This is a genomic window from Saccharothrix australiensis, from assembly GCF_003634935.1.
GTDB lineage: Bacteria > Actinomycetota > Actinomycetes > Mycobacteriales > Pseudonocardiaceae > Actinosynnema > Actinosynnema australiense.
In genome coordinates this window covers 3567571-3591705 of sequence record NZ_RBXO01000001.1, presented here as the reverse complement: position 1 = coordinate 3591705, position 24135 = coordinate 3567571, and the positions used below count along the sequence as shown (strand labels likewise).

The window sequence follows — 24135 nt, the reverse complement described above, 5'->3', positions numbered from 1 at the left end:
ACGAGGGGGAATCCCGTGAACGAGCAGGAGAAGGCCGTCCACTACCTGAAGCGGGTGACGGCCGACCTGAAGCGGGCCAAGGCCCGCATCGCCGAACTGGAGGCAGGCGACCGCGAGCCCGTGGCGATCGTCGGCATGGCCTGCCGGTTCCCCGGCGGCGTGCGCTCCCCGGAGGACCTGTGGGCGCTGGTCGCCGAAGGTCGGGACGCGATCTCCGAGTTCCCCGCCGACCGGGGCTGGGACCTGGAGCGCCTGTACGACGACGACCCGACCGCGCCCGGCACGTCCTACACCCGCCACGGCGGCTTCCTCGACGGCGCGGGCGAGTTCGACGCCGAGTTCTTCGGGATCTCGCCGCGCGAGGCGCTGGCGATGGACCCGCAGCAGCGGGTGCTGCTGGAGACCTCGTGGGAGGTGTTCGAGCAGGCGGGCATCGACCCGACCGCGCTGCGCGGCGCGCCCGTCGGGGTGTTCAGCGGCCTGGTCGAGCAGAGCTACCTGGGCACCGCCGGTCCTCCGGAGCTGGAGGGCTACCTGATGACGGGCAAGCTGGGCAGCGTCGCGTCCGGCCGGGTGGCCTACACCTTCGGGTTCACCGGTCCCGCGATCACCGTGGACACCGCGTGCTCGTCGTCGCTGGTGGCGATCCACCTGGCGGCCGAGTCGCTGCGGCGCGGCGAGTCGGCGCTGGCGCTGGCGGGCGGCGCGACCGTGACCGCGACGCCCGGCGGGTTCGTGGACTTCTCGCGCCAGCGCGGGCTCGCGCCGGACGGGCGGTCCAAGTCGTTCGCGGCGGCGGCCGACGGCACGTCGTGGTCCGAGGGCGTGGGCGTGGTGCTGCTGGAGCGCCTGTCGGACGCGCGGCGCAACGGCCACGAGGTGCTGGCCCTGCTGCGCGGCTCGGCGGTGAACCAGGACGGCGCGTCCAACGGCCTCACCGCGCCGAGCGGACCGTCGCAGGAGGAGGTGATCCGGCGGGCGCTCGCCGACGCCCGCCTGACCCCCGCCGAGGTGGACCTGGTGGAGGCGCACGGCACCGGCACCCGGCTGGGCGACCCGATCGAGGCGCACGCCATCCTCGCCACCTACGGGCGCAAGCGCGACCGGCCCCTGTGGCTCGGCTCGCTGAAGTCCAACCTGGGCCACTCGGTGGCCGCCGCCGGCGTCGGCGGCGTGATCAAGGCGGTGCAGGCGATCCGGCACGGGCGGATGCCGCGCACCCTGCACGTGGACGCGCCGTCGCCGCTGATCGACTGGGCGTCGGGCAACGTGGAGCTGCTCACCGAGGAGCGCCCGTGGCCGGAGACCGGCGCGCCGCGCCGGGCCGGCGTGTCGGCGTTCGGGGTGAGCGGCACCAACGCGCACGTGATCCTGGAGCAGGCCCCGCCGGAACCCGCGCCGGAACCCGCGCTGGCCGGGACGCAGCCGGGCGCCGTGCCGTGGGTGCTGTCGGCGCGCTCGCCGCAGGCCGTCCGGGACGCCGCCGCGCGGCTGCTGGAGGCCACCGCCGACGAGCACCCGCTGGACGTGGCGCACGCCCTGGCCACCCGCCGGGCCGCGCTGGAGCACCGGGCCGTCGTCACCGGCCACGGTCCCGCCGAGCTGCGCGCCGGGCTGCGGGCGCTGGCGGACGGCGCCGCGCCGGTGACCGCCGTGCCCGCGCCGGGGCGCACCGCGTTCCTGTTCACCGGGCAGGGCGCGCAGCGGGTCGGGATGGCGCTGGCGCTGGGCGAGGACTTCCCGGCGTTCGGCGTCGCGTTCGACGCGGTGTGCGCCGAGCTGGACGCGCACCTGGCGCGGCCGTTGCGCGAGGTGATCGCGACCGGCGAGGGCCTGGCCCGCACCGAGTACGCGCAGCCGGCGCTGTTCGCGGTGGAGGTGGCGCTGTTCCGGCTGCTGGAGTCGTGGGGCGTGCGGCCGGACCTGCTCGCCGGCCACTCGGTGGGCGAGCTGGCGGCGGCGCACGTGTCCGGCGTGCTCAGCCTGCGCGACGCCGCCACGCTGGTCGCCGCGCGCGGCCGGCTGATGCAGTCGCTGCCCGACGGCGGCGTCATGGTCGCCCTGGACGCGCGCGAGGACGAGGTCCGGCCGCTGGTCGACGGGGTCGCGGTGGACATCGCGGCGGTGAACGCGCCCGACTCCGTGGTGGTGTCCGGCGACGAGCGCGCGGTGCTCGCGCTGGCCGACCGGTTCGCCGCCGAGGGCAGGCGGACCAAGCGGCTGGAGGTGAGCCACGCGTTCCACTCGCCGCACGTGGACGCCGTGCTGGCGGAGTTCGCCGAGGTCTGCGCGTCGGTGGAGTTCGACGAGCCGACGATCCCGATCGTGTCCACGCTGACCGGGCGGGACCTGGTCGCGGCGGGCCCGGTGGGCGCGGACTACTGGGCCCGGCACATGCGCGGCGCGGTGCGGTTCGCCGACGCCGTGCGCGCGCTGGCCGACCGCGGCGCGACCGTGTTCGTGGAACTCGGCCCCGACGCCGTGCTCACCCCGCTGGTGTCCCGCGTGCTGGAGGGCCCGCACACGGCGATCGCCTCGCTGCGCCGGGACGGCGACGACGTGCTCGCGGTGTCCGACCTGGCGGGCGCGCTGTTTCTGGCCGGTGTCGCGCCGGACTGGTCGGCGGTGCTGGGCGGGCGGAGGCCGCGCCCGGTGGCGCTGCCGACCTACCCGTTCCGGCGCACCCGGTACTGGGTGGACGCGGGTCCGTCCGATCCGGGCGGTCTGGGCCTGACCGCCGTCGACCACCCGCTGCTGGGCACCGCGCTGTCCGTCGCGGGCGCGGACGAGGGCCTGTTCACGGCCGTGGTGTCGGCCCGCACCCACCCCTGGCTGACCGACGGCGACACCGCGCTGGTGGAGCTGGCGGTGGCGGCGGGCGACCAGTTCGGCTGCACGACCCTCGACCGGCTCACCGTGGACGCGCCGCTCGTGCCGCCCGCGCGCGGCTCGCTCCAGGTCCAGGTGCGGGTCGGCGCGCCGGACGAGGAGGGCGGCCGCGCGGTGACCGTCCACTCGCGACCGGACGGCGCGGCGGCGGCGTGGGTGCGGCACGCGGAGGGCGTGCTGGGCGTGCGGGTGGCGGCCGTGCCGGAGGCGACGCCGTGGCCGCCCGCCGACGCCGAGCCGCTGCCGTCGGGCGACCCGGTCGTCCAGGCCGCGTGGCGGCGGGGCGGCGAGGTGTTCGCCGAACTGGCGACGACCCCGCCGGCGGGTGTCGTGCTGGACCCGGCGCTGCTGGCCGCCGCCGTCCGGCTGACCGCGCCCGGCCTGGCCGACACGTGGACGGCGGTGCGGGTGCACGCGGCGGGCGCGTCGACGGTCCGGGCCCGCATCACCCGGACCGCCGAGGGCACCAACCTGGTGCTGACCGACCCGGCGGGCGCGGTGGTGGCCACCGTCGGCGGGGTGCGCACCCGCCCGGACACCGCCGAGCCCGCCGAGCGCGGCGCGGACGCGCTGTTCGAGACGGTGTGGACGCCGATCGCCGTGGACGACGTCCCCGCGCTGCGCTGGGGCACCCCGGACACCGACCCGGCCGCCGCGGACGCCGTGCTGCTGCGGGTGGAGCCGTCGACCGGCGACCCGCTGGCCGCGACGCACGAGGTGACGGCCCGCGTGCTGGACCGGCTGCGCGCCTGGCTGTCCGACGACCGCACCACCGGCGTCCCGCTCGTGGTGGCCACCAGCGGCGCGGTGGGCGAGGCGGTGACCGACCTGCCCGGCGCGGCCGTGTGGGGCCTGGTCCGCTCGGCGCAGTCCGAGGCGCCCGGCCGGGTCGTGCTGGTCGACGCCGAGCCCGGCGCGGACCTCGACGCGGCGGTGGCGTCCGGCGAGCCTCAGGTGCTGCTGCGCGGCGGGCGTGTCCGGGTGCCCCGGCTGCGCCCCGTCGCGCCGACCCGCGAGCGCCCGGACTTCAGCGGCGGGACGGTCCTGCTCACCGGCGGCACCGGCTCGCTGGGCTCCCTGTTCGCCCGCCACCTGGTCACCGCGCACGGCGTGCGCCGCCTGCTGCTGCTGAGCAGGCGCGGCGCCGAGGCCGAGGGCGCGCGGGAACTCGTCGCCGAGCTGTCCGACCTGGGCGCGGAGGTGACGATCGCCGCGTGCGACGTGTCCGACCGCGCCGCGCTGGCCGCGCGGCTCGCGGCGATCCCGGCCGCGCACCCGCTGACCGCCGTCGTGCACATGGCGGGCGTCAACGACGACGGCCTGGTCACCAACCTGACGTCGGAGCGCCTGGCGGGCGTGCTGCGGCCGAAGGCGGACGCGGCCTGGCACCTGCACGAGCTGACCGAGGGCTTGGACCTCGGGGCGTTCGTGCTGTTCTCGTCCATCGCGGCCGTGCTCGGCGGACCGGGCCAGGGCAACTACGCGGCGGCCAACTCGTTCCTGGACGGCCTCGCGGCGCTGCGCGCGGGCCGGGGCCTGCCGGGCGCGTCGGTGGCGTGGGGCCTGTGGGACCGCGACGGCGGGCTGACCGGCGAGCTGACCGACGTGGACCGCAAGCGCATCGCGGCGAGCGGGTTCCGGCCGGTGGACAGCGAGCGCGGTCCGGCGCTGCTGGACGCGGCGCTGGGCACCGGGGCCGCCGCCGTGGTGGCCGCGCCGGTCGACCTGCGCCCGCTGCGCGCCGCGGCGGAGGTGCCCGCCGTGCTGCGCGGCCTGCTGCGCACCACGACCCGGCCGGCCGCGCGGGACACCGAGGCCGGCCCGTCGTTCGCCGACCTGGCCGACCTGCCGCCGGAAGAGCGGTCCGCCGCCCTGCTCGCGCTGGTGCTGGAGCAGGTCGCCGGGGTGCTCGGCCTGGGCTCGGCCGACGCCTCGCTCGCCGACAAACCGCTGCCCGAGCTCGGGTTCGACTCGCTCACCTCGGTCGAGCTGCGCAACCGGCTGGGCGCGGTCACCGGGCACGCGCTGCCCGCCACGGTGGCGTTCGACCACCCGACGGCCGCGCGGCTGGCCGCGTTCCTCGGCGCGGAGTACTTCGGCGCGGAGGAGCCGGGCGGCGGCGCCGGCCCGGACTACGCCGCGGACGCCCTCCTGCCCGACGACGTCCGACCCGGCGGCCCGACGCCGACGGGTCCGCCCGCGCAGGTGCTGCTGACCGGCGCGACCGGGTTCCTCGGCGCGTTCCTGCTGCGTGACCTGCTGCACCGCACGGCCGCCGACGTCGTGCACGTCCTGGTGCGCGCCGACGACGCCGACCACGGCCACCGGCGGCTGGTCGAGGCGCTGGACTGGTTCCGGCTCACCGACGACGTCGACCTGTCCCGCGTCCGGGTGCACCCCGGCGACCTCGCCGAAGCCGGGCTGGGCCTGCCCGCGGAGGTGTTCGACGAGCTGGCCCGCACCGTCGACGTGGTCTACCACGCGGGCGCGGCGGTGCACTGGCTGCACCCGTACGAGGCGCTGCGCGCGGCCAACGTCGGCGGCACCACCGAGGTGCTGCGGCTGGCGTCGCGGCACCGGGCCGTGCCGGTGCACGTGGTGTCCACGGTCGGCGTGTTCGCCGGCAAGGCCGCGCACGGCGGCCCGACCCGCGTGGACGACCCGACCGGGCCGCCGCAGGACCTGCCCAGCGGCTACCTGCGCACCAAGTGGGTCGCCGAGCAGTTGGTGGAGCAGGCGCGGGAACGCGGCCTGCCGGTGTCGCTGTACCGGGTCGACGTGGTCAGCGGCGACCGGCGGACCGGCGCGTGCCAGACGCGCGACTTCATCTGGCTCAGCCTCAAGGGGCTCCTCCAGGCGCGGGCCGTGCCGGCGGGGCTGCGCGCGCCGATCCGGCTGCTGCCGGTGGACTACGTCAGCGCGGCCGTCGTGGAGCTGGGCAACCGGGGCGCGGGCGGCACCTACCACCTGCACAACGAGTCCACGATGGACCTGGCCGAGTTCGTCGACCGGTTGCGCGCGGCGGGTTACGAACTGGCCGAGGTCGACCGGGACACCTGGCGCGACCGGGTCCGCGCCGACCGGGACAACGCGCTGGTGCCCCTGCTGCACGCGTTCGAGCTGATGACCGACGACCCGGAGGGCTTCTACCCGGCGATGGACGTCTCGGCCACCGAGCGGGACCTGGCCGGCTCCGGCGTCGTGTGCCCGCCGCTCGGACCGGAGCTGTTCGACACCTACGTCCGGTTCTTCGTCGACACGGGCTGGTTCCCCACGCCCGCCGCCACCACGAACAGGGGTGCGTGATGACCACCGACGTCAAGCCCGGCCTGCCGGCCAGGGTCGCCGAGCTGCGCGAGGCCAGGGCCGCCGCCGAGGCGGGCCCGTCCGCCAAGGCCACCGAGGCGCAGCACGCGCGCGGCAAGCTGACCGTGCGCGAGCGCATCGCCCTGTTGCTGGACCCCGGCACGTTCCACGAGATCGAGCGGTTCCGCACGCACCGCTCCACCTCGTTCGGCCTGGAGGACCGGCGACCGCCGACCGACGGCGTGGTGACGGGCTGGGGCCTGGTCGAGGGCAGGCAGGTGTTCGTCTACGCGCACGACTTCCGCATCTTCGGCGGTTCGCTGGGCGAGGCGCACGCGGAGAAGATCCACAAGGTGATGGACCTGGCGGTGGACGCGGGCGCGCCGCTGATCAGCCTGAGCGACGGCGCGGGCGCGCGCATCCAGGAGGGCGTGACGGCGCTCGCCGGGTACGGCGGGATCTTCCGCCGCAACGTCCGGGCGTCCGGGGTGATCCCGCAGATCAGCGTGATCCTGGGGCCGTGCGCGGGCGGGGCCACGTACTCGCCCGCCCTGACCGACTTCGTGTTCATGGTCGAGGGCATCTCGCAGATGTACATCACCGGGCCCGACGTGGTGCGCGCGATGACCGGCGAGGTCATCACGCACGACCAGCTCGGCGGCGCGGGCGTGCACGGCTCGGTGTCCGGCGCGGCGCACTTCGTGTACCGGGACGAGGCCGAGTGCCTGGCCGAGGTGCGGCACCTGATCACGTTGCTGCCGGCCAACAACCGGGAGGAGCCACCGGTCGTGGCGGCGGCCGACCCGGCGGACCGGCCGACGGCGGAGCTGGTGGACATCGTGCCGGCGGACCCGTCGAGCGCCTACGACATGCGGCGGGTCGTCGAAACCCTCGTCGACGACGGCGACCTGTTCGAGGTGCACCGGGGGTGGGCGACGAACGTGCTGTGCGGGTTGGCGCGGATCGACGGGCACGTGGTGGGCGTCGTGGCGAACCAGCCGGCGTCGCTGGCGGGCGTGCTGGACATCCACGCGTCGGAGAAGGCGGCGCGGTTCGTGCAGACGTGCGACGCGTTCAGCATCCCGCTGGTGACGCTGGTCGACGTGCCGGGGTTCCTGCCGGGCAGCGAGCAGGAGCACGGCGGGATCATCCGGCACGGCGCGAAGCTGCTGTACGCGTACTGCAACGCCACCGTGCCGCGCGTGCAGGTGATCCTGCGCAAGGCGTACGGCGGCGCCTACATCGTGATGGACTCGCGGTCGATCGGGTGCGACCTGTCGTTCGCCTGGCCCACCAACGAGATCGCGGTGATGGGCGCGGCGGGCGCGGCGAACGTGGTGTTCCGCCGGGAGATCGCGGCGGCGGACGACCCGGAGGCGGCGCGCGCCCAGAAGATCAAGCAGTACGAGCAGGAGCTGATGCACCCGTACCACGCGGCGGAGCGGGGCCTGGTCGACGACGTGATCGACCCGGCGGACACGCGGCGCGCGCTGGCGGCGGGCCTGGCGATGCTCCGCCGCAAGACCCGGCCCCTCCCGCTGCGCAAGCACGGCAACCCGCCGTACTGACCGGACCAGGAGAACCATGACCAGCCCCGCGTTCCGCGTGCTCAAGGGCGAACCGACGGACGAGGAACTGGCGGCCCTCGCCATCGCGCTCCTCGTCCGGGCCGCCACCGAACCGCCACCGGCACCCGTGGTCCACCGCCCGACGTGGCTGACGACCACCGGCTACACCGCCCCCACGTCCTGGGCGGCCTGAGCCGGTCGCCACGACGTCCCCGCACGCCTCGCGTGCGGGGACGTCGTCCGCGTTGCCGGGTCCGGTTCACCCGGCGCCCGGTCGGCGCGGAACGCGTCACGGCCTCGGTGCCGGCGCACCGGGTGCCGCGCCGCGATCAGCGCCTCGGCAGATGGAGTGGATCGCGTCGGCCTTGTCCGAGTTGCCGTCCGGGTTCGGCGTCTGCCCAGGGTGCACCGTGGCGAGGTGCTCCCACGCGCTGCCGGTCCAGTCGGCGATGTCCACCGGGTGACTCGTGCGGTTGTACGCGGAATCGGCCCGGTCACCGGCACCTTCGAGGCCGATGTTGAGGAACCGACACCCATCGGTCGCCGAGTAGAACAAACCTGACCCGTTGGCGCCGTCGAACAGGCAGAACCTGCCGGCGGCGCAGTCGCCCCGGGCGGGCAGCGGAGCCGGGGCGGCATTCGCCGGGGACGACACGAACAGGCAGCCGCTCCAGGACGAAGTCGTCGAGCTGCGCCCACGTGTCGGCGCCGGACCTCGCCCAGACCCCGGCGAACACCTCGACCACCGACGCGTCGGCGGTGAACTCCGCGCTCAGCCGCGTGTAGCCGGGCAGCGCGCCGAACCGCTGCTCCACGACCACCGAGCGGTCGCCCGCGCGGCGCGGACCGCACCGCCCGGCTGTGGCCCGTCGACCCCGAGCGCGTCGCGTCCCGCGTGTGCGACTTCGCGCGCCCCGCGATCAGCCGTGCCGACCGGGAGAGGTACTTCCCCGGCCTCGCCTACCGGCCGCCGTGCCCGGGGTGACCGCGGCCGGACGGGCCGCGGGGTCGGTCCGGGCGGGTCAGTCCCGCCACTGCTCCGCCGGCGACACGCCGGGGAGCGGCTTGCCGATCAGGGCCAGGGGGATGAAGAAGCACACCTGGCCGATCGCCAGGGCGAGGGTGGCGAGCGCCTTGTCGTCGTAGTGGGCGGACGCCAGGGCGTAGAGGTCGTCGGGCACCCGCTCGCCGCGCGGGTCGGGCGTGAGCACGGCCTCCACGAGCGCCAGCGCGACCCGTTCGGCGGCGGTGAAGTGCGGTGCGTCCCGCCAGGACGACACGGCGGTGACGCGCTCTTCCGCTTCTCCTGCCTTGCGCAGGTTACCGGTGTGCAGGACGGTCAGGTAGGTGTTGCCGACGATCTGCCCGGCGCGCAGTTGCACCAGGCTGATGGTGGTGCGGGGGATCGAGCCGTTCCCGGTGGCCTTGAACAGGGCCGCGCCGATCTCCGCCAGCTCGGGCACGAGCACGCCGGGGTTGGGCAGACGCGACTGGGGGTTCTCCTGCGTGGTGGCGGTGGTCATCGTGGGTGGTCCTTTCGCGATTCCGGTGTGATCACTGCTCTGACGTCCGGCGCGCGGCGGATGTGACCGCCGATCACGGCCGGTTCCGCGCGGTGGACCGACGACCGCCCCGTGGCCGGGCGGACCACCTCGCCCACGATCGCGAACGCCGCGAACCCCCGTAGCCGTGGGCCGGACCCGGCCGCCGGTACGGCCGCTGCCCGGCCGGCCGCCGCGCGATCACCCGGTCGTATCGCCCGTGCTGCTCCGACCGTCGTGTCGTCGATCCGTCGGAGGCGTGGCGCACGGGCCGCGCGGGAGGTGGCATCCTCCCGGCGGTCACATCGCGGACGTCCCGTTCGTCATGGGATCGACCGCCGACACGGAGGACGAGCATGACCGGACACGACTGCCTGGCCCACCGCTTCGAGGAGCACCGGGGACACCTGACCGCGGTGGCCTACCGGATGCTCGGCTCGTCGGCCGACGCCGACGACGCCGTCCAGGAAGCCTGGCTGCGGCTCGCGCGCGCCGAGGCCGACGACCGGGCGGCGGGCATCGACAACCTCGGCGGCTGGCTGACCACGGTCGTCGGCCGGGTCTGCCTGGACGTGCTGCGGTCGCGCCGCCTGCGCCGCGAGGACCCGCTGGAGGCCCGCCTGCCGGACCCGGTCGTCACCGAGGAGGACGCCGATCCCGAGCACCGGGCGGTGCTCGCCGACTCGGTGGGCCTGGCGCTGCTGGTGGTGCTGGAGTCGCTGGCGCCGGCCGAGCGGCTGGCCTTCGTCCTGCACGACCTGTTCGGCATGCCGTTCGAGCGGATCGCCCCGATCCTCGACCGCACACCGGTCGCGGCCAGGAAGCTCGCGAGCCGCGCCCGGCGACGCGTCCAGGGCGCGACACCCGCCCCGAACCCCGACCCGGCCGCGCAGCGCCGCGTCGTGGACGCCTTCCTGAGCGCCGCGCGCGGCGGCGACCTCACCGCCCTGGTGGCCGTCCTCGACCCCGACGTGACGCTGCGGGCCGACGGCGGCAAGGGCCTCCCGGACGGGGTGAAGGTGCTGCGCGGCGTCGAGGCCGTGGCGGGCCGGCTGGACACCTTCCACCGCATGGCCACCCTCTCGACCACCCGCCCGGCCCGCGTCAACGGCACCGCCGGCCTGGTCAACACCGTCGACGGCACGCTCGTCTCGATCATGAGCTTCACCATCGCCGCCGACCGGATCGTCGCGATCGACATCCTCTCCGACCCCGACCGCCTGGCCGACCTCGACCTCACCACCCCGGACCGGTGACCCCGCTCCCCCGGACCGCGCACCGGGCCGGGGCACCTCCACCCGTGCGCCGGGCACGACCCGGAGCCTCCCGACCCGCCACCCGCCCGACCCCGCGGCTCAGCACTTGTCGTGGGTGACCTTGATGAGGTAGCGGGCGCTGGACCACCGCTGCGGGCCCAGTTCGCGGAAACCGTTGGTCTCCTTCACCGAGGCGCGCACCACCTGGCCCTTCTTCAGCAGCCCCACCGCCTTGGCGTCCTTCCTCGGCTCCTCGCGCACCCAGAGGTCGCGGGTCGCCTGGTAGCAGGCGGTCTTCTGCCGGAGGTCCGGCGCGGCCTCGGCGGCCGCGGTCCCGGCGGCGCGGGCCGCCGCGGCGGACGCCTGCGGCGCACCGACCAGGGCCAGTGCGGTCACCACACCCAGCACGGTCGTGGCGGCAGTGGTGCGTTCCATGATCCCTCCCGACTTGCACCAGTACGGTCACCGCACGACGTACCACCGGGACCCGCGCCGAACGCGCCCGCTCCCGCCGACCACACCGGAGCGCGCGCGGAACCACCTGCACGAGTGCCGGCGACCGAACCGGACACGGTCGGTGTTCGGACCCGCCCCGGAACCCGCCCCGGAACCCGCCCCGGAACCCGTCCCGGATCGGCCACCGGCCGCCCCACTAACCTGACGGGGTGGGGTGGGATCTCGGCGAGTTGGTCGCGAAGCACGACGTCCCCGGTGCGCAGGTCGCCGTGCTGGCCGACGGGGAGATCCGGGACGAGGCCGCGGGTGTGCTGAGCCTGCGCACCGGGGTCGAGGCCACGACCGACTCGGTGTTCAAGATCGGCTCGATCACCAAGGTCTGGACGGCCACGCTGGTCCAGCAGCTCGTCGACGACGGCGTGCTCGACCTCGACCGCCCCGTCCGCGACCACCTGCCCGGCTTCCGGCTGAGCGACCCGGCCGCCACCGAGTCCCTGACCACCCGCCACCTGCTCACCCACACCGGCGGTATCGACGGCAACCACTTCACCGACACCGGGCGCAACGACGACGCGATCGAGAGGTTCGTCGCCACCCTCGCCGAGGCGGACCACCTCCTGCCGCCCGGCACCGTCCTGTCCTACTCCAACAGCGGGTACGTGGTGCTCGGCAGGCTGGTGGAGGTGTTGCGCGGCAAGCCCTTCCACGACGTGCTCCGCGAACGCCTGGTGGCGCCGCTGGGCCTGCGCACCGTAGCCACCGACCCCTACGAGGCGATCCTGCACCGCGCCGCGGTCGGCCACCTCCGGGCCGGCGCGGAGGTCGTCCCGGTGAAGGACTGGGCGGTGTCGTACTACTGCGCGCCCAGCGGGTCGCACCTCGCGATCAGCGCACGCGAGCTGCTGGAGTTCGTCCGCCTGCACCTCACCGACCCCGCGTTGGCGGCGCTGCGCGAACCCCAGGTCGACCCCGTGCCGGACTTCGGCGGCGGCGTCGTCGGCTGGGGACTGGGCTGGATGCTCTACCGGGACGGCGTCGTCGGCCACACCGGCGTCGCCAAGGGGCAGAAGGCATTCCTCCGCATCGCGCCGTCGGCGGGTGTGGCGGTGGCCGTGCTGACCAACAGCGCGGGCGGCGATCCGCTGGCCCACGAGGTCTTCGGCACGGCGCTCGAAGAACTCGCCGGTGTCGGGACCGCGCCGCTGCCGGTGCCGCCCCCGGACGCGACCGGGATCGACGCGGACCGCATGTGCGGCACCTACCGCTCCACCCTGTACGACATCACCCTCGCCGTCGAGCACGACCGCGCGTTCCTCACCTACCGCGCACGCGACCGGCTCGCCGAGTCCTTCCTCGGCGGCCCCGAGGACCGCGTCGAGGTGGTCCGCCTCGGCGACAGCTCGATCATCACCGTCGAACCGAAGCCCGACGGCCACCGGGTCCTGTCCCTGGTCGGCTCCGACGAGCAGGGCCGCGCCCGCTTCCTGCACAACGGCGCGGCCGCCTACCGGATCGACTGACGACCACCGAGAGTGCCGGCCGGCGACGGGGCGCTCCCACCGGACGAGGCGTCCGCCGGCCGGGCCTACCCGCTGCCCGGAGGCGGCCGGCCGGCCGCGTCGAGGTCGTCGAGCCGTGCCCGCACCCGCGCGGCGGCGGTGTCCCGTCCCTGTTCCCGGTACAGCGCCAGCGCCTCTTCCCACGCCGCGCGGGCCCGGACCCGTTGGCCGTCGGCGAGGTGGGCCTGCCCGAGGTGGTCGAGGCTCTCGGCTTCCGCGTAGGTGTACCCGTGCGCCCGGTGCAGGTCCGCCGCGCGCCGGTAGTGCTCGACCACGTCGAGGCGGCCCTCGCGGCGGGCGATCCCGCCCAGGCTGTCCAGCACCTCGGCTTCCCCGAACCGGTCGCCCTGCGCGCGGTGCAGGGCAAGGGCGGTCTCGCAGCAGTCGCGCGCGCCGGCGAGGTCGCCCGCCCGCATCCGGCAGCGACCCACCACGTGCAGCGCGTACGCCTCCTTCCCGCCAAGAGCCGCTTCCCGGCAGATCCGCAGGGCGTGGTGGGCGTGCTCCCACGCGCGCTCGTGGTCGCCCGCCTCGCCGTGGTTCCAGGCCAGGAGGGCGTGCGCGTGGCCCTCGACACCGACCTCCTCGAAGTCCACCGCGACGCTCAGGACGTGCTCCAGGTGGCCGGTGGCCTCGGCGTACCGCCGGTTCCAGGTGAGGGCCGCACCCAGGAACCCGCGCGTCCACGTCGGGAGCACCGGGTCCGGCAGGCGGTGGGCGGCGACGAGGGCCGCCCGCCACGCGGCCTCGTTGTCGGCGTGGTGCCCCTGCATGACGCGGAAGCCCTGCATGACCCACGCCAGCTGCCAGACGAGCGCGTCCCGGCGTCGCTCCACCGCGAACCGCTCGACGGCGGCCAGGTTCGGGTACTCGGCCCGGAACCACGCCAGCGCCGCACGCGCGTCAGCCGGGCGCAGCGGCGCACAACCCCCGGGCGGCCGTCCGAAGGGGACCATCGACTCGTAGACCTGCGGGTGCAGCAGCCGCGCGGCCGCGTCCGCGGTGTGCAGGTGGAACCCGACCACCCGGCGCAGCGCGGCCTCCCGCTCCGCGTCGGTGAGGTCGCGGTCCGCCCGCTCCACCGCGCAGCGGCGGATCAGGTCGTGCATCCGCCACCGGCCGGGTGCGTGCTCGTCGAGCAGGGAGGCCCGCACCAGCTCGCGCAGCACCGCCCTGGCCCGGATTCCGGGCACGCCGAGCAGGCTCGCCGCCGCGCCCGACCCGATGTCGCTGCCCGGCGCGATGCCCAGCAGCCCGAACACCGCCCGCTGCCACGGGGTGAGCGCGCGCAGCGACCAGGACAGGACGGCGGGCAGGCTGACGGCGGGGTCGTCGCCGTCCAGGACGTCCAGGCCGTTGGCTTCGTCGCACAGCTCGGCGACCAGGCCGGTCAGCGGCAGGTGGGGGTGGGCGCGGGCGCGGCCCGCGACGATGGCCAGGGCCAGGGGGAACCCGCCGCAGACGGCCAGCAGGTCGGCCACGGCGCCGGGTTCGGCGTCGACCCGGTCGGGGCCGAGGTGGGCGGCGAGCAGCCGGTGGGCCTCGGTGCCGGCGAGCGCCGCGAGCCGCACCGGGTGCGCGCCGTGGTTGGCGATGAGGCTGTCGAGGCGGCGACGGCTGGTCACCAGCACCCCGCAGGAGGCGTCACCGGGCAGCAGCGGCCCGAGCTGCTCCGCGTCGGCGGCGTTGTCCAGGACGATCAGCAGCCGCTTACCCGCGACCAGGCTGCGGTAGAGCCCGGTCTGCGCGTGCGGTTCGGACGGGATGCGTGCGGGGTCCACGCCGAGGGCGTCGAGGAACCCGCGCACCGCCGCCCCCGGCGTCATCGGCTCCCCCGCCGAGGAGAAGCCGTTCAGGTCGACGAACAGCTGCCCGTCGGGGAACCGGTCGGCGTGCCGGTGCGCCCAGTGCAGCGCCAGCGCCGTCTTGCCGATGCCACCCGCGCCGCAGATCGCCGCGATCGCCGGCGCACCGCCCACCGGCCGCTCCACCGCGGCGGTCAACTCGGCGCATTCGCCGGCGCGGCCGACGAAGGCGGGTGGGGCGGCGGGCAGTTGCCGAGGCACCGGCCGCTCCCGCGCGGCGGGCTGGTGCGCGGTGCCCACGACCAGGACGCCCGCCTGCACCACCGACCCGGACACCACGCCGACGACCGCGTTGTGCACCCCGGACGCGGGAGTGGACCCGACCGACGGGGTCCCGTCGTCGCGGCTGTCGCCCTGCCGGTTTCGGACCGTCATCGCCTGTTCCCGTCCGCCTCCGTGCGTTCGGTGGCCCCGACGCTACGAGACGAGCCCCGTTCGCGGCCCGTGTCCGGCGGGTAACCACCCGTACGGGCGTGGGCTCCCGCGCCCGGGGGGTCACTCCTCGTCGCCGCGCGGCCGCCCGCCACGGCCCACGACATGCCCGGCCGAGATCCAGCCGACAAAGTAGTTGAGGAATCAACCAGCAGGACCGCGCGTTGGCACGGGCGTGAAGAAAATCGGATTCCTGTCCTTCGGGCACTGGTCGGACAGCCCGCACTCCGGCGCGCGGACGGCGTCGGACACGTTGCTCCAGTCCATCGACCTCGCCGTGGCGGCCGAGGAGCTGGGCGTGGACGGCGCGTACTTCCGGGTGCACCACTTCGCCCGGCAGCTGGCCTCGCCGTTCCCGCTGCTGGCCGCGATCGGCGCCCGGACCGACCGCATCGAGATCGGCACCGGCGTGATCGACATGCGGTACGAGAACCCGATGTACATGGCCGAGGACGCCGGCGCGGCCGACCTCATCTCGGGCGGCAGGCTCCAGCTCGGCGTCTCGCGGGGATCGCCCGAGCAGGTCATCGACGGGTGGCGCTACTTCGGCTACCGGCCGGACGAGGGCGACACCGACGCCGACATGGCCCGCAAGCACACAGAGGTGCTGCTGACGGTGCTGGAGGGCGAGGGCTTCGCCCAGCCCAACCCGCGCCCGATGTTCCCCAACCCGCCGGGCCTGCTACGCGTCGAGCCGCACTCGCCGGGCCTGCGCGACCGGATCTGGTGGGGCGCGGGCTCCAACGCCACCGCCGTCTGGGCGGCGGAGAAGGGCCTGCACCTGATGAGTTCGACGCTGAAGAACGACGAGGGCGGCGCGCCGTTCCACGTGCAGCAGGCCGAGCAGATCCGGGCCTACCGCAAGGCGTGGTCGGAGGCGGGTTGGCGGCGCGAGCCGCGCGTCTCGGTCTCGCGCAGCATCTTCGCGCTCACCACGGACCTCGACCGGGCCTACTTCGGCCGCGACGGCGACAGCACGGACAAGATCGGCTACATCGACGCCGACACCAAGGCGATCTTCGGCCGCAGCTACGCCGCCGAGCCCGACGTGCTGGTCGAGCAGCTGGCCGGGGACGAGGCGATCGCCGAGGCCGACACGCTGCTGCTCACCGTGCCCAACCAGCTCGGCGTCGACTACAACACCCACGTGCTCGACAGCATCCTGACCCACGTCGCGCCCGCCCTCGGCTGGCGCTGACCCGCACCGCCGCCCCGGCGCCGGGCCATCGGCGCGCGGTGGTGGAGCGGGCCGGACGGCCCGCCCCACCACCGTGATGTGGATCAGCCGGTGCGCACGACGTCCGTCCGGTAGTCGCCGCACCGGACGTAGGGCAGCGGTGGGTACCTCCACAGCCGGAAGCTGCACAGCCGCCACTCGAGCGAGTACTCGGTGTCACCCAGCGGCGCGATGGAGTCGGCGGTGGTCTCCTCGCACCTGCCGTTGACCCGTCCCGACTTCGACGCCCACCGGTACTCGACGAAATAGGTCGGCGGGCACTTCCCCACCGTGATCACGAAGGAGTTCGGACCGTGCGCGGGGTCCTGGTCGCCGGGGTTGTACCGGACCTCCACGGCCGCGGCGTCCCGGCCGGGCGTGCTCGCCCCCGCGCCGGCCGGGGCGACGAGCAGCGCCGCGACCACGGCGGGCACCGCGAGGGCGGCGCGCGCTAATCGACTTGGTGACATCGGGTTTCTCCTCGGGGAGTCGGATCGCCGACGTCCGAGTGCCCGGTCCGCGCGGCCGCCACACCCCGGCGCGGTGCGGTTCGGCTCAACGGACCCGCGCGGTGGTTCCGACCGGCGCACCCCTCACCGCGAGACCCGCGTCACCGCCCTCACCGCGAGACCGGGATCACCGTCTTCTCCACCAGGACGCCCGACGCGAAGCACAGGCGGTACACCGACCGCGGCGCGGGGACGACCACCGCGCTCGTCAGGTGGTACGAGCAGGTCGAGCCCGGCGGCCGGGCCGGTTCCGCCGCGATGTCCGGCGAGGTCAGCTCGAACGCGGGCAGCGCCGGCTCGATCGCGGCGCGGTCCGCCCCGACCCGGAGGGCCGCGTACTCCCCCTCGCCCAGCACGGAGTTGTACACCCACGTCGCGTACAGGCCGAGCACGAGCACGACCACCACCAGGCTCAACCCCACCGGCACCGCGACGCCGCGCACCAGCCGCCACTGGTTCCGCCGCCGCTCCTCCTCGAACACCGGTGGCGCGGCCCCCGGCCGCACCGGGCCGGACACGACGTCCACGGCACCGTGCGGCAGGGTGGCGGTGACCCGGAAGCCCCCGTCGTGCGGACCGGCGGTCAGCACGCCGCCCGCGACGCGGACCCGTTCCTCGATGCCGATCAGGCCACGCCCGCCCTGCCCGGCCGCCGGGCGCGCCCCGGCGGGCGGACGGGCGTTGACGACCTCGACCACCGTCTCGTCCGCGCCGTGCGCCAACCGCACGGTGACCGGCGCGCCCGGCGCGTGCTTGGTGGCGTTCGTCAGCGACTCCTGCACCACCCGGTACACCGCCCGGTCCGCCAGCACCCGCAGCGCGACCGGTTCCCCGACGCGCTCCAGGCGGACGTCCACACCGGACAACGCGGTGCGGTCGACCAGCTCCGCCACGCCCTCGTGGACCGGCGCGACCGGCGCGGGCGCGGCATCCTCCCGCAGCACGCCGATGACGGTCCGCAGCTCCTCCGCGGCCGCGCCGACGGCGGTCCGCATCTCGGCCGCGAACCCGCGCAGCCGGTCGTCGGCCGTCCGGTCCACCTCCAGCACCCCGGCGCGCAGCCCGATCAGGCTCAGCGCGTGCCCCAGGGAGTCGTGCACGTCCTGCGCGATCCGGGCGCGCTCGCGCAGCCGTTCCCGCTCGGCCAGCATGACCTGCTCGCGGGCGAGCTGTCGCGCGCGTTCCCAGCCCGCCGCCGCGAGGCCGGCGTCCAGCCTCCGGTACCGGCCGACCAACCACGGCAGCCCGGCGAGCAGGACCAGCGCCACCACCAGGTACAGCCCGCGCACCAGGCGGTGCCCCACGGCGGGCAGGGAACTCCCGTCCAGGAAGCCGACCGCGACCACGGCGAACAGCCCGAGGGCCACCACCACCGCGAACACGGCCACCGGCCGCCGCACGCCCTCGACCGAGCGCCCGGCCCGGTAGCTGACCGCGACCAGCGCCAGCGGGTACGTCAGCAGGAACGACGGGCCGATCGTCGAGCCGTCCAGCTGCCCGAACGCCAACACCGCCACCACCAGCCACGACACCAGCGGACGCCGCCGCGCCGACGACCCGGCCGCGGCCAGCAGCAGCGCACCGCACAGCACCAGCCACCAGGACGCGCCGCGACCACCCTGCGTCGCCCTCTCCACCACGGTCAGCAGCGCGAAACCGCCCCACAGCGCCAGGTCCGCCCGGCCCGGGGCCGCCGGGGCCCGGACCGGCCACGCACGCGCGCTCACCGGTGCCCGCCGCTGCGGCTAGCATCGGGGCCGGATCGCTGAGGAGCGCGCATGATTCGAGTGGTGCTGGCCGACGACGAGGCGGTGGTGCGGGTGGGGGTGAAGGGCATCCTCCAGTCCGACCCGGACATCGACGTGGTGGCCGAGGCCGACACCGGGCGCGCCGCGATCGACCTCGTGGCGCGCCACCGCCCGGACGTCGCCGTCATCGACATCCGGATGCCCGGCCTGGACGGCCTCACCGCGGCCGAAGCGATCCGCCGCTCGGCCGAGGGCACGGCCGTGATCATGCTCACCACCTTCTCCGAGGACGCCTACATCGCCCGCGCGCTGCGCGCGGGCGCTTGCGGCTTCCTGCTCAAGTCCGGCGACCCCCACGAGCTGATCGCGGGTGTCCGCGCGGTGTCGGAGGGCGCCGCCTACCTGTCCCCCAAGGTAGCCGCTCGGGTCATCAGCGCCTTCGGCGGTGACCGCATGAGCCGGGCCGAGCGCGCGAAGGGCCGGGTGGCGGAGCTGAGCCCGCGCGAGCGCCAGGTCCTCGCGCTCGTCGGCGCGGGCTGCTCCAACCAGGAGATCGGCGACCGGCTCCACCTGGTCGAGGGCACGGTCAAGAGCTACGTGAGCGCCATCCTCAACCGCCTCGACGTCCGCAACCGCGTCCAGGCCGCGATCATCGCCTACGAAGCCGATCTCGTCGACGAGTCCTGACGCGACACGGTCCGGCCGTCGCGTCAGGACTCGTCGCGTCAGCGCCCGTCACGTCAGCGCCCGTCGGGTCGCCGCCGCGCGGTGGAACCGGTGCGGTCCAGCCGCACGGTGGCCTGGTCGATCGGGGCGCGTCGGCCCGCCGCCCGCGCGGGCGGCGCGGCGTACAGCACCCTGCCCGCCAGGGGGTGGCCGCCGAGCCGCACCACCAGCGCGGTGACCGGGGTCGCGCACAGCCGGACGGTCACCCACGCCGCGACCGCGCCGAGCAGCAGGCCGACGAGCACGTCGTGCGGGTAGTGCACGCCGACGAAGACCCTGGAGAACGCCATCAGCACGGCCAGTGCCGCCACCCACGGCAGCAGCGCCCGCCGCGCGAGCACGAGGCCGACGGCCGCCGCCCCCGCGATCGTGGCGTGGTTGCTCGGGAACGACCAGTCACCGGTCCCTGGGCACGCGACCACGGTGGCCTCCGCCGGCAGCCCCCGACACGGCCGGTCCTCGTCCACCACGGTCTTCAGCAGTTCGCTCACGACGTACGCGAGCACGGTCGCCGCCGGGGCGAGCAACGCCCGCGCGGTGGCGCGCGGATCGTTCCGCCCGCGCGCCCGCCACCAGACGACGACGAACAGCGCGCCGAAGACCAGCAGTCCCAACTCGGTGTACAGGGCGAACAACCCCTGGAACCACCGCGGTGTCGCACCCGCGAACTCCACGACCCCGTCGTACAGACCGCTGCCGGACGCAGCCGTCCCGTCCACCCGCACCATCATGGCCATCCCTCTCCCGCGACCCGCGTCCTCGGGCCGCCTCCGCTCGATGGCGAAGGTAGGAGCGGGAAGGGGGTCGGCACCGCGCACGATCGGCACCGGTCCACCCCCTCCTCCGACAGCGGTGCACCCCTTACTTTCGTCAGGTGTGCCCGTCGCGGAGGGGTGGCCGGCCCGCTCACGCTCCCCGGGGCCGGTCCAGCCAGGGCGCGAGCAGCCGCTCGAACTCCGCGTCGGACAGGGCGTGCGGTCCGGGGTGGTGGCCGCGCCAGGCGGTGGCTGCCCGCATGGTCTCGAACGGGACGCCGAAAGCCATCCGGAACGACGCCAGGAACGTGACCGTGTCGAACGCGTCACCCAGGTGCTCGCGCGCCAGCCCGGCCAGCGCCACCGCGCCCAGCCCGTCCCGCCCGCCCGCGCGCAGCAGTTCGACCACCGGCCGGAGGGAGCGGGGCTCGTCGCCCGCGGTCCCGACGCGGTGCAGGACCGCGCCGGTCGCGACGTCCAGCACCTCGACCAGCCGCGGCGAGCGCTGCACCGCCACCCACGGCAGCTCCTGGTGGCGCGCCACCGGCCCGGCGGACTCGACGACCGTGCGCACGCCGTCCGACGTCCGCGCCCGGACGACGTCGCCCTCGCGGGTCACCAGCGCCGGCCGGTCGCCGAGCTTCGCCAGGCCGAGCACGTCCTCGCCCGGCGGGACCGGGATGGACGCTTCGGCCAGGCGCGGCCCCCACACCCGCCACGTGGTCCCGTCCCGCGCGGCGCGCGAACAGCCCGGCCCGGCCAACGTCAGGCCGGCGCCGTCCGTGGTGGTGTGGAAGGGCGAGGTACCGGGCTGGTGCACCACGGCGGGCGACCGTTCGAGCGAGGTCCGGTCGCCGAGCCGGTGCAGCTCCCACCACGTGCCCGCGCGGCGGAAGTAGACGCCGAACCGCCACGGCTCGTCCATCGCGAGGTACAGCGGCGACAGGTCGCGGCCGGCCTCGTCGGCGACGCTGAAGTCGACCGGCACGCGCAGCCGCCGCACGTGCAGGTCCTGGAAACCCTCGACGTGCACCACCAGCTCCCCGCCCACCCCGATCAGCGCGATCAGCGACTCGACGGACGTGTCGGACACGTGGATCGCGGCGAGCACCGGGCCCGGCAGCCGGAAGGCGGCCGCCGGCAGGCCGCACCGCCACAGCACCAGCTCGTCCGGCCCGTCGCCGCGCGCCACCAGCGAGGGGCCCGAACTCGGGAAGACCGGGAACCGGAGCGCCCTGCCCAGCACCCCGGACCCCAGCAGCCGCAGGCATTCCTGTTCGGACGGCACCGCGACGTCGATCCCCGCGCCGCCCACCGCCACGCGCACGGAGCCGTCGTCGCCCTCGGCCAGCGTCACCGTGCGCTCGCGCGGCTGCTCCGCACCGCCGACGAAGGTGAACCCGCGAGCGGGCTCCACCCTGGAGATCAACCACTCCGTGCCGACCCGAGCCCAGTAGCAGGCGGTGACCGGCAGGACCCGGACGCTCCCGGCGCCCCGCTCCAGCGCCACGATCACGGCCAGCCGCACCAGGTCCAGGCGCGCGGAGGAGTCCGGCAGGTCGTCGAGCAGCACCGCGACCCGCCCGTCGGGCGGCGACACGAGCGCGGCGACCGCGTCCACCACCGCGCGGAACCCCGCGCCCAACTCCACACCGGCGAGCGCGGGCAGGTTCGTCCTCATCGTCATCCCCCAGACCTCGGCGGGGTGATCCTCCCAGACCTCTCGCACCGCTCCACCCACGACACCGCCCGCCGATGGGCTGGGTCGCGACGCCGGGCCGACCGCGGCGGCGCGCACCGGAGGCCGACCCGGCGGGACATCGTGTTCATCGAGAAGGGGCGCAACACCGAACCCGGTGGACCCGACTGGGTCAGGTACGGCAGGCGCTGACGGGGCCCTCCGACCAACACCGCGTGATCCCCGGTCCGGGTCTTGGCGCTACGAGGTTTTCGGAGCAACGGGACCACAGCAGGGTGAGCACGGACTCAACGCGCCCGGAAGCGCATCAGGTCTTGGACGGTCGTCGGGAACGCTACGCAGAACGACCACCCCGTCGCCCGGGTACGAATCCCCGGCCGCGATCCCCCATCTGTTCGGCCTTCAGCAGCCGCGACCTGGTCTGCCGACCCGGCTCCTGCCGGTCGAAGCTCGAACAGCCGGGGGTCGGCGCGGCCGATTCAAACCGCTCACGGGAGTCGGCCCACCGCTGACGCGGTGCGGGGCAGCATGGGCCCCGGTGCCTCAGGACCGCAGGACCTCGGGGCACGTCATTCCGCCAGGGCGGTGCGATGGCACCAACGCATCACCGCCACCCGGGCCCCGTCCACGACCTCATAGCTGCCGGCGAACACGAAGTGCTCGTGCCCGCCGTAGCACGGCAGCTTGAGCGGCTGGTCGAGGTCGTCGACGAAACGGGTCCGCTCGGCCGGGTCCAGGTAGTCCGGACCGCCGGACAGCAGGACGCGGTGGGACGTGGCCTCGTGCTTCATCGGATCACCAGTTCCGCGTCGGGCACCGCCAGCGCCGAGCCGCTCGCCAGGGCGTTGACCGCGGTCACGTCGGTCAGCACCGCGGCGGACGGCACCAGGGGCGGTGGGTGGTCTGGGGTGAAGTCGAACGGGATGCCGATCAGGCCCAGCACGCTGAAGACCCCGGTCACCCGCAGGGCGAACAGGTCGACGGAGCCGGCCACCGCCGGGGTGGCGTCGCGCGCGGTCGTGATGACGAGTTCGTGCCCGTTGCCGAGGTCGCCGACCTGCACCGCGTCGGTGACCTCGACGCGGTGCGCCGTGAACCGCATCGCCCTGGTGGGCCGCCCGTCCACGACGACCCGGTCGATGCCGTGGTAGGCGACGCCCTCCAACCGCACCGCGCTCGCCGACACCGTCCAACTGCGCCCGGCGGGCACCTCCCGCGCGCTCGGCGCGCCCGTGCCCGCCGCCGCCGCGATCACGACCAGGAGTGAGGAACCGGTGCGCGGCACCGATCGCCGGGGCGGTCGCGGTCGGTCGGTCCAGGCGAGGGCGAGTGCCGCGCCGACCAGTCCCGCCAGCGTGCCGACGACGAAACCGCCCAGGTTGGTCACGACGAGGGCGACGAGCGACAGGAGCGCCGCCGCCACGCCCGCCGCGAACCGGAACCGCGGGCGCAGCCACAGCGACAGGCCGCAGATCCCGAGCAGCGCGCCGATCAGCAGCGCCGACACGCCACCGACCGTCGTGATGGAGACCAGCACGTCGCCCACGCGGAACCCGGCGTACGGCGGGAGCGCGATCACGACGCCGGACAGCACCAGCAGCGCACCGGCGGTGAACGGCCGGCTTCGCCGCCAGTCCCGGAAACCGCGCCAGGCCCGGCACGTCCGCCGCCACCACGCCCGCCACCGCGCCGTGCCCCATTTTGCGTCCGCATCCATCAAACCCTCCTCGCAAGCCCTCCTCGCCGCCGGTGTCAGTAGCACTCGCCACCGCCGTTGTGGAGGGTCAGCAGGGAGTTCTTCAAGCGCAACGTGGAGGCGGCGGCGCTCCACGCCTCGATGCGCGGCGCGACGATCGTGGCGCGGTCCGCCTGCTGTCCGAACCCGCCGGGCGGGCCGACCACGCCGGGCGGCCCCTTCGACACCTGCCCGGCGTCCACCCCGATCTGCGGGTTCAGCAGGGTCAGGTCGCCGCGCTGCTCCGCCACGCCGAGCACGATGTCGGTCGCCGACATGCCGCCCTCGCCGGGCGAGGCGATGCGCAGGGTCACGTCGCCGACCACCGGTAGGGAGCGCAGCGACGCCGATTGGCAGAAGTTGTCGAGGACCACGGTGCGGAAAGCGCTGGGCGACACGGCGTGCGCGCCCTCCGGTCCGCCGTCCACACCGCCGAACTGGACGAAACCCGTTCCCTCCAACCTGTCCGCCGAGATCTTGAAACTCGTCCCCGACACCGCGAACGACGCCGCCAGCGCTCCCCGCGACACCGCCACCAGCAGGAGGGCCGACACGGCCAGCCCCGCGACCAGCACGCCGGCGAACACCCCGCGACGTGTTCTCCCGCGTACTCGCGAGTCCGCCATGTCCGTTCCTCCCGGTGGCCGGTGCACCACCGAGGTTCGCCCCGGAACCGGACCGTGGACAAGGGCTTTGCCCGATGTTCACACCGCGACCGGTCCGACGGCGGACACCGCCGATGGCGCGCGGCGCCCATCGCGACCAGGGCACAACCGCCGCCGGACCCGTTTCGTCCTCAGTGGACGGACCGAAAGGCCGGAGTCCCGGTGCCCGGTACGCCCGGACCATGTGCGCCGCGCCCGCGCGCGACCACA

General features: G+C 75.3%; 17 protein-coding genes and 1 pseudogene. 7 read left to right on the top strand and 11 right to left on the bottom strand.

What is annotated here, in order from left to right:
• Positions 1-33: 33 nt before the first annotated feature.
• The 3 genes and pseudogenes from C8E97_RS15680 to C8E97_RS15670 form a co-directional block, all read left to right on the top strand.
• Positions 34-6195, top strand: a pseudogene (locus C8E97_RS15680) (thioester reductase domain-containing protein); the annotation flags it as partial.
• Positions 6195-7763, top strand: a complete 1569-nt coding sequence (locus tag C8E97_RS15675) for an acyl-CoA carboxylase subunit beta (RefSeq protein WP_121006232.1) — start codon at positions 6195-6197, stop codon at positions 7761-7763. The pseudogene C8E97_RS15680 and the gene C8E97_RS15675, both read left to right, overlap by 1 nt.
• A 16-nt stretch (positions 7764-7779) precedes the next feature.
• A complete protein-coding gene (locus C8E97_RS15670; protein ID WP_121006230.1) occupies positions 7780-7956 on the top strand; it encodes an acyl-CoA carboxylase epsilon subunit in 177 nt (58 codons plus the stop codon).
• Between the two features lie 96 nt (positions 7957-8052).
• On the opposite strand, the gene C8E97_RS36815 is transcribed toward C8E97_RS15670, so the two are convergent.
• Positions 8053-8418 (bottom strand): peptidase inhibitor family I36 protein, encoded by a 366-nt coding sequence (locus C8E97_RS36815; RefSeq protein WP_211347027.1) that lies wholly within the window; start codon positions 8416-8418, stop codon positions 8053-8055.
• 367 nt (positions 8419-8785) lie between these two features.
• The gene (locus C8E97_RS15660; RefSeq protein ID WP_121006225.1) at positions 8786-9286 is read right to left on the bottom strand and encodes a carboxymuconolactone decarboxylase family protein; all 501 of its coding nucleotides are present in this window, start codon (positions 9284-9286) and stop codon (positions 8786-8788) included.
• Between the two features lie 374 nt (positions 9287-9660).
• On the opposite strand from C8E97_RS15660, the gene sigJ reads away from it, so the two are divergent.
• Positions 9661-10560: an RNA polymerase sigma factor SigJ gene (gene sigJ / locus C8E97_RS15655; protein WP_121006223.1), complete on the top strand. Its 900-nt coding sequence runs from the start codon at positions 9661-9663 to the stop codon at positions 10558-10560.
• Between the two features lie 99 nt (positions 10561-10659).
• On the opposite strand, the gene C8E97_RS15650 is transcribed toward sigJ, so the two are convergent.
• Positions 10660-10995 (bottom strand): hypothetical protein, encoded by a 336-nt coding sequence (locus C8E97_RS15650; protein ID WP_121006221.1) that lies wholly within the window; start codon positions 10993-10995, stop codon positions 10660-10662.
• Between the two features lie 230 nt (positions 10996-11225).
• Between C8E97_RS15650 and C8E97_RS15645 the strand changes: the two genes are divergently transcribed.
• Entirely contained in the window at positions 11226-12536 is a 1311-nt protein-coding gene (locus C8E97_RS15645) for a serine hydrolase domain-containing protein (protein ID WP_121006219.1), read from the top strand.
• Positions 12537-12601: 65 nt separating this feature from the next.
• On the opposite strand, the gene C8E97_RS15640 is transcribed toward C8E97_RS15645, so the two are convergent.
• Positions 12602-14815 carry an ATP-binding protein gene (locus C8E97_RS15640; RefSeq protein WP_121006214.1) on the bottom strand — a complete coding sequence of 738 codons (2214 nt, stop codon included), beginning with the start codon at positions 14813-14815 and terminating at the stop codon, positions 12602-12604.
• A 232-nt stretch (positions 14816-15047) separates the two neighbouring features.
• Between C8E97_RS15640 and C8E97_RS15635 the strand changes: the two genes are divergently transcribed.
• Positions 15048-16070, top strand: coding sequence for an LLM class flavin-dependent oxidoreductase (locus C8E97_RS15635; RefSeq protein ID WP_121006212.1), 1023 nt, complete (start codon positions 15048-15050; stop codon positions 16068-16070).
• 83 nt (positions 16071-16153) lie between these two features.
• Here the strand turns inward: C8E97_RS15635 and C8E97_RS15630 are convergent, their stop codons facing one another.
• Entirely contained in the window at positions 16154-16558 is a 405-nt protein-coding gene (locus C8E97_RS15630) for a hypothetical protein (protein ID WP_147455133.1), read from the bottom strand.
• A 149-nt stretch (positions 16559-16707) separates the two neighbouring features.
• Complete coding sequence (locus tag C8E97_RS15625; RefSeq protein ID WP_121006208.1) at positions 16708-18324, bottom strand: sensor histidine kinase; 1617 nt, start codon at positions 18322-18324, stop codon at positions 16708-16710.
• A gap of 51 nt (positions 18325-18375) precedes the next feature.
• On the opposite strand from C8E97_RS15625, the gene C8E97_RS15620 reads away from it, so the two are divergent.
• Positions 18376-19032: a response regulator transcription factor gene (locus C8E97_RS15620; protein ID WP_121006206.1), complete on the top strand. Its 657-nt coding sequence runs from the start codon at positions 18376-18378 to the stop codon at positions 19030-19032.
• Between the two features lie 53 nt (positions 19033-19085).
• Here C8E97_RS15620 and C8E97_RS15615 read toward each other — a convergent pair whose 3' ends face one another.
• The 5 genes from C8E97_RS15615 to C8E97_RS15595 form a co-directional block, all read right to left on the bottom strand.
• Positions 19086-19790, bottom strand: coding sequence for a phosphatase PAP2 family protein (locus tag C8E97_RS15615; protein WP_246018911.1), 705 nt, complete (start codon positions 19788-19790; stop codon positions 19086-19088).
• A 187-nt stretch (positions 19791-19977) separates the two neighbouring features.
• Positions 19978-21513 (bottom strand): class I SAM-dependent methyltransferase, encoded by a 1536-nt coding sequence (locus C8E97_RS15610; protein WP_121006202.1) that lies wholly within the window; start codon positions 21511-21513, stop codon positions 19978-19980.
• Positions 21514-22094: 581 nt separating this feature from the next.
• Positions 22095-22316 (bottom strand): DUF5988 family protein, encoded by a 222-nt coding sequence (locus tag C8E97_RS15605; protein WP_246018910.1) that lies wholly within the window; start codon positions 22314-22316, stop codon positions 22095-22097.
• Positions 22313-23242, bottom strand: coding sequence for a DUF6114 domain-containing protein (locus C8E97_RS35330; protein ID WP_211347026.1), 930 nt, complete (start codon positions 23240-23242; stop codon positions 22313-22315). The genes C8E97_RS15605 and C8E97_RS35330 overlap by 4 nt, the downstream gene beginning before the upstream one ends.
• A 35-nt stretch (positions 23243-23277) precedes the next feature.
• A complete protein-coding gene (locus C8E97_RS15595) occupies positions 23278-23886 on the bottom strand; it encodes a DUF6230 family protein (RefSeq protein ID WP_121006200.1) in 609 nt (202 codons plus the stop codon).
• Between the last annotated feature and the right edge of the window lie 249 nt (positions 23887-24135).